Here is an 11,799-nt window from a genome sequence, read left to right as displayed (position 1 = left end):
TCTCTGAGACAGTTTATGCCAGCTCACCTGCCACCAGGGGAACAAATTTAACCGATTCAACCGTCTCGGTGTGAAAAGTGGTGCCTTGGCGAGTGACGCGCATCAATATTTGCTCATCATCACCAATCGGAATAAGCATCACGCCGCCATCATTGAGCTGATCGCACAGCGCGTCGGGCACGTGGGCCGCGGCCGCTGTTACCATGATCGCATCATAAGGGCCCTTCGACGGCCACCCTTGCCAACCATCTCCATGTTTTGTCGACACATTATAAATATCTAGCTGCTTTAAGCGCCGTTTGGCCAGCATTTGTAATGGTTTGATCCGCTCGACAGAATAAACATGATCAACCAAGTTAGCGAGGACCGCTGTTTGATAACCCGATCCGGTGCCAATTTCCAAAATGCGACTATCGCGTCGCAAATTGAGCAATGATGTCATCTTAGCCACAATATAAGGTTGTGAAATAGTTTGTCCCCATCCAATAGGTAACGCATTGTTACCGTAAGCTTGGTGGGTCATGGCTTCAGAGACAAATAAATGCCGAGGCACCGCCTGCATGGCGTTTAGCACATCGGTGTCAGTCACACCTTGTTGCTGCAAAAATTGAATAAGTGATTGCGCTTGACTCAACGTCTGCTTCCTTTATCACTGAGTATAAGTCTATTGAAACGGTTGCCGCCTCAATGCGGCTCACCAACGATGACGTGTTTGCCGCCTACTCACTTAACCATTGTGAAAACACGCCTAGGGTATCATGGGCGGTTAAGTCTACCTGCAGTGGCGTAATAGAAACGTACTGCGCCGCAATGGCGTGAAAATCGGTTCCCGGCCCTGCATCTTGGGTTTGACCTGGCGCACCGACCCAGTATATCGGTTTGCCCCGCGGATCGCTTTGTTTTATCACGTCTTCGGCATGATGACGGGCGCCAAGACGTGTCACTTTCCACCCCTCTAGGCTATCGATTGGCACATCGGGCACATTAATATTAATGAGGCGGTGGCTGGGCGCGGCATGGCGCTGGTTCTTGGCTAAGAATTGTTTCACTACATGCGCAGCTGTCTCAAAGTGTTGGTGACCACATAGTGAGACTGCAATAGCTGGCGCGCCCAGGAAAAAGCCCTCTGTCGCCGCGGCCACTGTCCCCGAGTAAAGCACATCATCACCGAGGTTAGCACCGTGGTTAATCCCAGTGATCACAAAATCAGGCTCCCAGGGTACCAATTGCCGTAGCGCCAAATGCACCGAGTCTGTGGGGGTCCCCTGAACCGCATAACGCTGAGGTCCAAGTTCGCGCACGCGTAAGGGGTTTTCCAATGTGAGTGAATTTGACGCGCCTGAACAATTACGATCCGGCGCGGCCACCACCACATCTGCGATGGTCGATAACGCTTCGGTCAAGGTTTGGATCCCTTGGGCATGGTAACCGTCGTCGTTACTAATCAATATTCGCATTGTGCTCTCCTTGTGGGCTCGCGACGACTAACTCTCGCATCACCGCGGTGGCAAATGCGCCCGCGGGTAAAAAGAAACTCACGGTTAAGGTGTCAGCATCGTGTGTCCAGGTCATCGCTTGCGGCAGTAAACACAACACACGACGGTCATGGCGCATGCGATTATCACGGATCACGGCTAATAGCTCAGGCTCTTTGTCGACCACCGCTTGCTCAAAGTGCTGTGCTTGCCCCTCAGTGGGCAACGCATTATCGCCGGTCAGAGGGCCGGTGATCGCAGAATGACACTGCCCTGCCTGCTCAACCAAGTACGTTTGCTGCTGCGCGTCGAGACACAGGTCACCCGCCAAGGTAGAGGTAAAGGCATCCGCCTCTATTCGTGCAGAGACGACTTGATTAAACAGCAGCGATCGGGCTGCTGAGAGATAAAAACTGCGTTTGCTTTTGTCTCGGACTTTTTTCTCTCCACGTCCCCAGGCGCGCGCCATCTCAACATTATTGCCATCACGGCCAAAGCGCTGTGTACCAAAGTAATTGGGCACGCCCTGCTCGGCTATCGCGGCTAAGCGCGGCACTAAAGCCTGTGGCGACGCCAGGTCACGAATGCAGAGCGTGAACTGATTGCCGGTCAGATCGCCAGGGCGCAATTTATGCTGATGCCGGGCTGTCCCTTCAATGCTCACAACGCCTGGATGATTTTGGACAAACGCCGCTAAATCCGGATCCGCTTTGCCTGGCAGATGAACACTGAACCATTGCTCTGTCACGGCGTGACGATCTTTAAGGCCCGCCCAGCTCACTTGCCGCGAGCTAACCCCACAGGCTTTTGCCAGCTCATTGGCGACGTATTTGGTATTTTCACCACGCTTTTTAATTCGCACTAAAAAGTGTTCACCTTGACCTGATGGGGTGAAACCCAGGGATTCTGAGACAATAAAATCGTCCGGTGACGCTTTTAACGTTCCTGACTGTGTCGGTTGGCCATGTAAGTAAGCCAAGGGCGCGAGTAAGTCTGTCATACGGCCTCTTTGTTTAATAGCACCACCGCCTCACAGGCAATGCCTTCTTTGCGTCCGGTAAACCCCAAACGCTCTGAGGTGGTGGCTTTGACGTTAACCGCATCCACCGTCACACACAAATCACTGGCGATGGTTTCACGCATTGCGTCGATATGTGGGCCCATTTTAGGCGCTTGCGCGATGATAGTGATATCTGCATTGCCCAAGCGATAGCTTTTGTCTTGTACTTTGCGGTAAACGTCGCGCAGCAGCATACGGCTGTCGGCGCCTTTCCACTCATCACTGGTGTCTGGGAAATGCTGGCCAATGTCACCGGCAGCAATCGCGCCCAACAGAGCATCACACAGTGCATGGAGTGCCACATCACCGTCCGAGTGCGCAAGCAACCCTTGCTCATAAGGCACAGCCACACCACCAATGATCACCGGGCCATCACCACCAAATTTGTGTACATCAAACCCATGTCCAATTCGAATCATGATTTGCCTTCTTGTTGTGAAAGGTAAAACTCGGCCAACCACTTATCCTCAGGGTGGGTGACTTTTATGTTGCTGGCACTGGCAGGGACCAGCACAGGCTTCCCCCCAAGCGCTTCAACGGCAGACGCTTCGTCAGTCACCTGATCGCCTGCCACATTAAGTGCCTGGATTAGCGTTTGGGTTAAAAACATTTGTGGGGTCAATGCATGCCAAAGCGCCTCACGCTCGACAGTGTGAGCCACCTGCCCTTGCGCGTCCGCACGCTTCATGGTGTCTCTAACCGGCGCCGCGAGTAAGGCGCCATCCGGGTGAGATTGCGCCTGTCTAATCAAGGCGTCGATATCGGCATGCGACACACAAGGGCGTGCGGCATCATGCACCATCACCCATTGCGTATTGACCACATCGAGTCCAGCTTGCACCGACGCGGCACGCGTCGCTCCACCCAAGACCACACGCACATTCGGACGCTCACTCAAGCGAGTGTGCGCAAAGTAGCTATCGTCAGCACCAATGGCGATGATCACGTCAGCCACGGCAGGGTGAGAGAGTAAACGCTCAACGGTATGCTCAATCAACATTTTGCCGGCTAGAGGGAGGTATTGTTTCGGGCAGCTAGCTTGCATCCTGCTGCCGACACCTGCGGCAGGTACCACGGCGCTTATTCCGGGCTGTAAAGCGGTGTTGTGCTGCAAAGGGGGTTGTTCGACCACAAGTTATCTTCTTTGGTTGTACCGCCAGTCAACGGCTGTCAGTTACTGGGATTTATCGACTAATCGGAAAAATGTCTCGTCCGGCTTTATCATGCCCAGCTCATTGCGTGCGCGCTCTTCAATCGCTTCTTGCCCACGCTTCAAATCCGCAATTTCTGCGTACATTTGCTGGTTACGCTTAACGAGTTTTTGGTTGGCTTGTTGCTGTACGGCGACATTGGCTTCAATTTGCCAATAGTCTGTCACGCCATTTTTACCCAGCCACAGTTCGTACTGCAGCCACACGAGCGTGAGAAACAGTGCAACCGATAGCAGCCTCATACCTGTACTCCTTCCAATATCGGCTCAGGGTATTCACACCCTGATTGACTAACCGCATAGGCTAGCGGATCCGCTGGCTGGTGTCATGGTTTTCCTAAATGAAAAAAGCCGCCCCGTTAAACGGGACGGCTTTTTGGCAAAAAGTGCTTAAGTGCCGATTATTGGCCTTTCACTTCTTTTAGACCATTAAATGGTGCTTTTTCACCCAGCGCGTCTTCAATACGGATTAGCTGGTTGTACTTAGCCACACGATCAGAACGGCTCATCGAACCGGTTTTGATTTGGCCTGCAGCCGTACCAACCGCCAAGTCAGCGATGGTGGCGTCTTCTGTTTCACCTGAACGGTGAGAGATCACGGCTGTGTAGCCTGCGTCTTTCGCCATCTTGATCGCCGCCAGCGTTTCGGTCAGAGAACCGATCTGGTTGAACTTGATCAGGATAGAGTTCGCCACACCTTTGTCGATACCTTCTTTGAGGATCTTGGTGTTGGTTACGAACAGGTCATCACCCACTAGCTGAAGTTTATCACCCAGCAGTTCAGTTTGGTGCTTAAAGCCATCCCAATCTGACTCGTCTAGGCCATCTTCGATAGACACGATTGGGTATTCTTCAGCCAGTTTTGCCAAGTAATGGTTAAACTCTTCTGAAGAGAAGGTTTTACCTTCACCTTTCATGTTGTAGATGCCTTGCTCTTTGTCATAGAACTCAGACGCCGCACAGTCCATCGCAAGAGTGATGTCTTTACCCAGCTCGTAGCCCGCTTGCTCAACCGCTTCTTTAATCGCAGCCAGTGCAGCAGCGTTTGATTCTAGGTTCGGTGCAAAACCACCTTCGTCACCCACGGCAGTGCTTAGGCCTTTGGCTTTCAGTACTTTTGCGAGGTTGTGGAATACTTCCGCACCGATGCGCAGTGCTTCTTTCAGGGTTTTCGCGCCAACAGGCTGGATCATGAACTCTTGGATATCAACGTTGTTATCCGCGTGCTCACCACCGTTAAGGATGTTCATCATTGGCAGAGGCATTGAGAACTGACCAGCCGTGCCGTTTAGTTCAGCAATGTGCTCAAACAAAGGCATGCCTTTCGCAGCCGCAGCTGCTTTTGCGTTAGCAAGAGACACCGCCAGGATAGCATTCGCACCAAATTTAGATTTGTTGTCAGTGCCGTCGAGATCGATCATCACTTGGTCGATATCGGCTTGGGCTTTCGCGTCTTTACCTTGTAGGGCTTCGGCGATTGGGCCGTTAACCGCTTCAATCGCTTTTAGAACGCCTTTACCCATGAAACGTGACTTGTCACCATCACGCAGTTCTAGCGCTTCGCGAGAACCCGTTGATGCACCTGAAGGTGCTGCCGCCATACCAACGAAGCCACCTTCTAGGTGTACTTCAGCTTCAACGGTTGGGTTACCGCGTGAATCGATGATTTCACGGCCTAGAACTTTAACGATCTTAGACATTGTGATTCCTCTCGTCTGTCATTGTTTTTAAAAATAAAAGCGGCTGCCTACGTTCAGGCGACCGCTCGAATCTCGGTTATAGCTCACCGCGCTGTTTTTTGCCTGCCGCCGCAACAAACCCGGCAAACAGTGGGTGGCCATCACGTGGTGTCGACGTGAATTCTGGGTGGAACTGGCACGCAACAAACCATGGGTGCTCAGGGTTCTCGATGATCTCCACCAGCTTTTTATCTGCAGACAAGCCTGAGATTGAAAGCCCCGCTTTTTCTAGCTGCGGACGCAATAAGTTGTTCACTTCATAACGGTGGCGATGACGCTCGTGGATCTGCGTGTTGCCATAAAGCTGGTGTGCTTTAGACCCTTCCGTAAGATGACAAAGCTGTGCGCCAAGACGCATGGTACCGCCCAGATCAGAGGTTTCACTGCGCTCTTCCACTTTGCCTTCTTCATCCACCCACTCGGTGATCAGACCCACCACTGGGTATTTACTCTCTTTGTTAAACTCGGTCGAGTTTGCGCCTTCCATACCCGCGACGTTACGCGCGTATTCAATCAGGGCAACCTGCATTCCTAGGCAAATGCCGAGATAGGGCAGTTTGTTTTCACGCGCATATTGTGCCGCTAGGATCTTGCCCTCTACACCTCGGTCACCAAATCCACCTGGTACCAAGATAGCATCCAAGTCTTGCAGCATTTCCGTGCCACGTGTTTCAAGATCTTGCGAGTCTACATACTTGATGTTGACGGTGAGACGGTTTTTCAACCCACCGTGCTTCAACGCTTCGTTGACAGACTTATACGCATCCGGCAACTCGATATATTTACCCACCATACCAATGGTCACTTCGCCCATTGGGTTGGCTTCTTCGTAGCTGACCTGTTCCCACTCTGACAGGTCAGCTTCCGCCGCTTCAATGCCAAAACGGCTGCAAACCAGATCATCCAGGCCTTGAGAGCGGATGAGTGATGGGATTTTGTAGATAGAATCTACGTCTTTCATGGTGATCACGGCTTTTTCTGCCACATTACAGAACAGCGCAATTTTCGCGCGCTCATTGGCCGGGATCGGGCGCTCACTACGACACACCAGTACATCAGGCTGGATACCAATCGATAGCAGCTCTTTCACCGAATGTTGCGTTGGCTTGGTTTTCACTTCACCCGCGGCCGCCAAATAAGGGACCAGAGTCAAGTGCATAAACATGGCATGTTCGCGGCCGACTTCAACGGTCAGCTGGCGAATCGCTTCTAAAAACGGCAGCGACTCAATGTCGCCCACTGTCCCGCCGATTTCGACAATGGCAATATCGTGACCTTCACCACCGGCGATGATGCGGTCTTTGATCGAATTGGTGATGTGTGGAATCACCTGAATGGTGGCTCCCAGGTAATCTCCACGGCGCTCTTTGCGCAGTACATCCGCATACACACGACCAGAGGTAAAGTTATTACGCTTGGTCATTTTGGTGCGGATAAAGCGCTCGTAGTGGCCGAGATCAAGGTCGGTCTCTGCGCCGTCTTCCGTGACGAATACTTCCCCGTGCTGGGTAGGGCTCATTGTCCCTGGATCCACGTTGATATAAGGGTCGAGTTTCATGATGGTGACGTTAAGGCCACGCGCTTCAAGAATGGCTGCCAATGAGGCTGCAGCAATACCCTTACCGAGGGAGGATACAACACCGCCCGTAACAAAAATGTAGTTCGTCGTCATGCTAAACCTGAGAGTTGGATTTAGAGGAAATTAATGAAGTTCTGGACGGGACATTATGATACCAGACCCCATTGACTCCCACAATGTGAAAGCTACCACACACCCTGGTGTTTTTAATTGTCACAAATCAATTATGCCAATTACAGGATATTTACTTATTCGCCTTTTTGACGGCCTGCCATGCCGATTCTAGTTCATCTAGCTGACATTGTTGAATGTTTTTTTCATTATCACGTAAGTGGTTTTCAACCTTACGAAAGCGAGATTCAAATTTTTGGTTGGCACGGCGTAGGGCTTGCTCGGCATCTGTCCCTAGGTGGCGAGCCAAATTTACCACCGCGAATAACAAGTCCCCGACTTCTTCCTCCACACGTGCCTGATTGACAGAAGTTTGCGCCAGCTCTTGCTCGACTTCTTCAATCTCTTCCCGCACTTTATCTATCACAGGGGCGACAGTCGGCCAATCAAAGCCCACACGCGCACAACGCTTTTGCAATTTATACGCTCGTATTAAGGCGGGTAAGCCTTGTGTCACCCCATCGAGCACACTTTCCGGTTGCACAGAGGACGATTTCTCGGCGCGCTCTTTCGCTTTGATACCTTCCCAATCTGGTGCCATTAAAGGCTTTCCCTGCGCATCTTTGGGACCAAAAACATGAGGATGACGACGGATGAGTTTGTCGCAAATGCCGCGCACCACATCCTCAAAATCAAAATGGTTTTCTTCCCGCCCCAATTGACTGTAGAACACAATTTGAAAAAGTAGGTCACCGAGCTCATCTTTTAGGTCTGACCAGTTTTCACGTTCAATGGCATCCGCCACTTCATAGGCTTCTTCTAGCGTATGAGGCACGATGGAGGCGAAGTGTTGCGCGTTGTCCCAATCACAACCTTTGTCGGGATCACGTAAGGTCGCCATAATGGTCAGTAATTGCTCGATAGGAGCCATAAAAGCATTCCTTCTAAAAAAACGCCCTGTCGAGACAGGGCGAAGGATGATTAGCGAAGACGTTTGGCCTCGACCACATCTTTTACTTGTTCAAGCCGGTTAACCACGCGGCTCAGGGTGTCGAGATCGGAGATTTCTAAATCAAAATCCATAATAGACATTTGTTTTTTGTAATCCACGCGACTTTGCATGCCCGCTACGCGTGCTTTTTCATTGCTGAGCACGGTATTGATGTCTTTGACCAACCCGGTACGCTCATTGGCAGATAAGCGGATCCGCACATGGTACTGACCAATGTGCCCTTTACCCCAAACCGTGGCAATAATGCGCTCGGGCGCGTGATGACTCAGTTCGTTGAGTTGCTCACAATCAGCGCGGTGCACAGAGATACCCCGCCCTTGGGTGACAAAACCTTTGATCTCATCACCGGGTAATGGCTGACAACAACGCGCAAGGTGAGTCATTAAGTTATCAACCCCCTCCACAACCACTGCATCACGGTGCGCCTTGCCCGTATTCGGCTTTTGCTCACTTTGTTGCAGCTTCTCTAAAAGCTGTTGCTCTTCTTCTTCAAGACTTGGCTTGTTAATCAGGCCATTGATATGGTTAACCACCTGATTAATACGCAAATCACCGCTACCAACTCCCGCGTAGAGCTCATCCAGTGTATTCACATTAAAGCGTTTGAGCGCGAGTTGAGCGTCTTTGCTGGTACCACCGATTTTTTGCAGCTCAGTATCCAAAATCTCTTTACCCGCGGCAATGTTCTTATCTTTATCCTGTTTGCGGAACCAAGCATTGATTTTGGCGCGTGCCCGGCTCGAATTCACAAAGCCATGGCTGGGGTTTAGCCAATCTCGCGAGGGGTTGGGCTCTTTTTGAGTAATGATTTCTACCTGGTCGCCCATTTGAAGGTGATAAGTGAACGGGACAATACGCCCTTCCACTTTCGCTCCGATACACCGATGCCCTACCTCGGAGTGAATATGGTAAGCAAAATCCAACGGCGTGGCGCCGCTGGGTAAGTCCACGACATCGCCGCGCGGGGTAAAGGCATAAACCCGGTCGTCAAACACTTGGCTGCGCAGCTCATCGAGCATTTCACCCGAGTCTGACATTTCTTCTTGCCATGCCAACAGTTTACGCAGCCAGGTAATTTTCTCGTCGTACCCACTGCGCCCACTGGCCGCCCCTTCTTTATACTTCCAGTGTGCGGCGACTCCAAGCTCTGCATCATCGTGCATTTGTTTGGTGCGGATTTGAATTTCTACCGGTTTACCTTCCGGCCCCAGCACCACAGTATGAATGGATTGATAACCATTGGGTTTCGGGTTGGCGACGTAATCATCAAACTCTTTGGGCAGATGGCGGAATTTGGTGTGCACGGCCCCTAACGCGGCGTAACAATCTTGTAGCTCTTCTGCGATGATGCGTACCGCACGCACGTCAAACAACTCGTCAAACTGCAGGTTCTTTTTCTGCATTTTACGCCAGATGCTGTAAATGTGTTTGGGGCGACCATAGACTTGCGCATTGATGTTGGACGCTTCCATCGCCTGCTGCAGATCGTCGACAAAATCAGTGATGTAGTTTTCGCGATCAATCCGTCTTTCCGCGAGTTGCTTGGCGATTTGTTTGTAGGTTTGCGCATGCTGGTAACGGAACGCGTAGTCTTCCAACTCCCACTTTAACTGACCAATACCTAACCGGTTAGCCAAGGGGGCATAAATGTTGGCGCTCTCTTTTGCCGCTTGTTGGCGGACAGATTCCTCCGCCTCTTTCACTTCGCGTAAATGACAGATGCGCTCCGCCAGCTTGATCACCACGCAGCGAAAGTCTTCCACCATCGATAACAGCATACGACGTACGTTATCAACCTGAGACGAGGTTGCTTCTGTCTCTGTTTGGGTATTTAAGTGGCGAATGGCCGCCGTCTGTTGTACCCCTTCTATCAGTTTGACGATAGAGGTTGAGTAAGCGTCCGCAAGGGTATCTAGGCTGATAAGCTCCGCCTCAACCACGGGGAAAAACAGGGCTGCCAATAAGGTATCAGCATCCATGCTCAAGGTGACGAGGATTTCAATCATCTCCCGGCCACGCCATAGTGGCTGGCTGAGCACGGCTTCATCGTCGCTCAATGTTCGGCAGTATTGATAACCATCTACCAACGCCTGAGTGGTTGAGGGATCTTGCCCTAACCGTTGAACCCAGGTATTGAGATCAAACGCTTCGTCTTCGTGTAGGTGGGCTTCTCGTACCGCAACCATAACCGTTCCTATCCTTATCTCTCGAGTGACAAGAGAGGCGTATCCGTATCGACAGGCCACGAGGGCCAAACTTGTATTATGCCAACCGTTTGGTGACAGGCATGAACAAAGCCATCGACTCCATGTGTCCTGTTTGTGGAAACATATCCAACATACCAAGCGTGACCAGCTGATAGCCATTATCGAGCAATACGCGCGCATCACGTGCTAGCGTGGCAGGGTTACAAGACACATACACAATATGTGAAGCCTTAGATTGTGCCACAAAGTCTATGACACCAGCAGCCCCCGCACGTGCCGGATCGAGTAAGATTTTGGTAAAATCCTGTTGCGCCCATTCACCCATCAGCGCGTCACTGTTCAAGTCAGCTTGGTAAAACTCGGCGTTCTCACAGCCGTTTTTTGCCGCGTTATCCGCTGCTTGGTCCACCATAGCTTGCACACCTTCAATGCCTACCACGTGTTTCACACGCTTAGCCATTGGCACGCTAAAGTTACCCAAGCCACAGAAAAGATCCAACACACGATCGTCTTGCTCAAGGGCAAGCCAGTCAAGTGCTTGCCCTACCATTTCTTGGTTGACCTTCGCATTGACTTGAATAAAGTCGCTGGGCGCAAACGCCAATTGACAACCTGCCACATTATAATAGGGCGCAGGCCCGACAAGACGCTCCGGTGCCATGTCGCCTTGATACAAATACAGTGTGCAGTCTTGCGTCTGTGCCCACGCCATTAACGCGTGGCGATCGTCGTTGTGCAAGCCCTTAGTGGTACGCAGTGAGACCACTGATGTGTTGTCAGCGTCAATGACGTCTAAGTGTCCCAATACACGACGGCCACGCAGGCTTTCTAAACAAGGACGTAAGCTTGACAGGAGGCGGTTGAGTGGTGCGCTTAACACCGGGCACTGATTCACTGTGATGATCGCGCTTCGTTGACGGGCGCGAAATCCCATCGCCAATGCCCCTTTTTTATCCACCTGCAAGCTGATCCGCGCACGACGACGATAATGCCAAGCCGCATCCTCTATCGGCGTTGACAGCGTTATCTCATCACCTGCGAATTTTTGCATCAACTCATTGAGCGTTTGCTGCTTGTGTGCGACCTGTGCTTGGTGATCCAAGTGTTGAAGGCTACAGCCCCCACACTGCTGGTAAAGAGGACAACCAGGCTCAATACGCTGCGCGGCCTGGTTATCCAACTTAATTAATTGACCGCGCGCATATTGACGCTTTTGTTCGGTCAATTGCACCAAGGCTTGTTCGCCGGGCAAGGCTCCCGGGACAAAAACAGGTTTTTTCTGCAAAAAACCCACCCCGTCACCATGATGGTCCAAGCGTTCTATGGTCAGCAGTTGATGCTTTTGCTCAACCTTTTTCTTTTTCTCAGGCTTAAAAAAGCGCGCCATTATCGATTCCAGTGTTAAA

11 protein-coding genes are annotated in these 11,799 nt (G+C 51.4%); all 11 read right to left on the bottom strand.

From position 1 onward, the window contains the following. Positions 1 to 13 precede the first annotated feature (13 nt). Positions 14 to 634, bottom strand: coding sequence for a protein-L-isoaspartate(D-aspartate) O-methyltransferase (locus WN56_RS05705; protein ID WP_046074102.1), 621 nt, complete (start codon positions 632 to 634; stop codon positions 14 to 16). Between the two features lie 85 nt (positions 635 to 719). Further along, positions 720 to 1,457 (bottom strand): 5'/3'-nucleotidase SurE, encoded by a 738-nt coding sequence (surE, locus tag WN56_RS05700; RefSeq protein WP_046074101.1) that lies wholly within the window; start codon positions 1,455 to 1,457, stop codon positions 720 to 722. After that, positions 1,441 to 2,475 carry a tRNA pseudouridine(13) synthase TruD gene (gene truD / locus WN56_RS05695; RefSeq protein ID WP_046074100.1) on the bottom strand — a complete coding sequence of 345 codons (1,035 nt, stop codon included), beginning with the start codon at positions 2,473 to 2,475 and terminating at the stop codon, positions 1,441 to 1,443. The genes surE and truD overlap by 17 nt, the downstream gene beginning before the upstream one ends. Further along, positions 2,472 to 2,954 (bottom strand): 2-C-methyl-D-erythritol 2,4-cyclodiphosphate synthase, encoded by a 483-nt coding sequence (gene ispF / locus WN56_RS05690; protein WP_046074099.1) that lies wholly within the window; start codon positions 2,952 to 2,954, stop codon positions 2,472 to 2,474. The genes truD and ispF overlap by 4 nt, the downstream gene beginning before the upstream one ends. Next, positions 2,951 to 3,667 carry a 2-C-methyl-D-erythritol 4-phosphate cytidylyltransferase gene (ispD, locus tag WN56_RS05685; protein WP_046074098.1) on the bottom strand — a complete coding sequence of 239 codons (717 nt, stop codon included), beginning with the start codon at positions 3,665 to 3,667 and terminating at the stop codon, positions 2,951 to 2,953. Before ispD ends, ispF begins: the two co-directional genes overlap by 4 nt. A 42-nt stretch (positions 3,668 to 3,709) precedes the next feature. After that, positions 3,710 to 3,988, bottom strand: coding sequence for a cell division protein FtsB (ftsB, locus tag WN56_RS05680; protein WP_046074097.1), 279 nt, complete (start codon positions 3,986 to 3,988; stop codon positions 3,710 to 3,712). A gap of 158 nt (positions 3,989 to 4,146) precedes the next feature. Continuing rightward, the gene (gene eno, locus WN56_RS05675) at positions 4,147 to 5,445 is read right to left on the bottom strand and encodes a phosphopyruvate hydratase (protein WP_046074096.1); all 1,299 of its coding nucleotides are present in this window, start codon (positions 5,443 to 5,445) and stop codon (positions 4,147 to 4,149) included. Positions 5,446 to 5,521: 76 nt separating this feature from the next. Then, entirely contained in the window at positions 5,522 to 7,156 is a 1,635-nt protein-coding gene (locus tag WN56_RS05670; protein ID WP_046074095.1) for a CTP synthase, read from the bottom strand. A gap of 151 nt (positions 7,157 to 7,307) precedes the next feature. Next, positions 7,308 to 8,105 (bottom strand): nucleoside triphosphate pyrophosphohydrolase, encoded by a 798-nt coding sequence (gene mazG, locus WN56_RS05665; RefSeq protein ID WP_046074094.1) that lies wholly within the window; start codon positions 8,103 to 8,105, stop codon positions 7,308 to 7,310. Between the two features lie 50 nt (positions 8,106 to 8,155). Beyond that, on the bottom strand, positions 8,156 to 10,372 hold the full coding sequence (gene relA / locus WN56_RS05660; RefSeq protein ID WP_046074093.1) for a GTP diphosphokinase: 2,217 nt from the start codon (positions 10,370 to 10,372) through the stop codon (positions 8,156 to 8,158). A gap of 76 nt (positions 10,373 to 10,448) precedes the next feature. Then, positions 10,449 to 11,780 (bottom strand): 23S rRNA (uracil(1939)-C(5))-methyltransferase RlmD, encoded by a 1,332-nt coding sequence (rlmD, locus tag WN56_RS05655; protein ID WP_046074092.1) that lies wholly within the window; start codon positions 11,778 to 11,780, stop codon positions 10,449 to 10,451. Positions 11,781 to 11,799 lie beyond the last annotated feature (19 nt).

Origin of the sequence: Salinivibrio sp. KP-1 (assembly GCF_000968645.1) — a bacterium.
Lineage (GTDB): Bacteria > Pseudomonadota > Gammaproteobacteria > Enterobacterales > Vibrionaceae > Salinivibrio > Salinivibrio siamensis.
This window is presented reverse-complemented; position numbering and strand designations above follow the sequence as displayed.

Excerpts from the sequence above, each read along its gene's own strand:
- WN56_RS05670 (WP_046074095.1), bottom strand. The coding sequence starts at position 7,156 with ATGACGACGAACTACATTTTTGTTACGGGCGGTGTTGTATCCTCCCTC.
- surE (WP_046074101.1), bottom strand. The coding sequence starts at position 1,457 with ATGCGAATATTGATTAGTAACGACGACGGTTACCATGCCCAAGGGATC.
- ftsB (WP_046074097.1), bottom strand. The coding sequence starts at position 3,988 with ATGAGGCTGCTATCGGTTGCACTGTTTCTCACGCTCGTGTGGCTGCAG.
- mazG (WP_046074094.1), bottom strand. The coding sequence starts at position 8,105 with ATGGCTCCTATCGAGCAATTACTGACCATTATGGCGACCTTACGTGAT.
- eno (WP_046074096.1), bottom strand. The coding sequence starts at position 5,445 with ATGTCTAAGATCGTTAAAGTTCTAGGCCGTGAAATCATCGATTCACGC.
- rlmD (WP_046074092.1), bottom strand. The coding sequence starts at position 11,780 with ATGGCGCGCTTTTTTAAGCCTGAGAAAAAGAAAAAGGTTGAGCAAAAG.
- truD (WP_046074100.1), bottom strand. The coding sequence starts at position 2,475 with ATGACAGACTTACTCGCGCCCTTGGCTTACTTACATGGCCAACCGACA.
- ispF (WP_046074099.1), bottom strand. The coding sequence starts at position 2,954 with ATGATTCGAATTGGACATGGGTTTGATGTACACAAATTTGGTGGTGAT.
- relA (WP_046074093.1), bottom strand. The coding sequence starts at position 10,372 with ATGGTTGCGGTACGAGAAGCCCACCTACACGAAGACGAAGCGTTTGAT.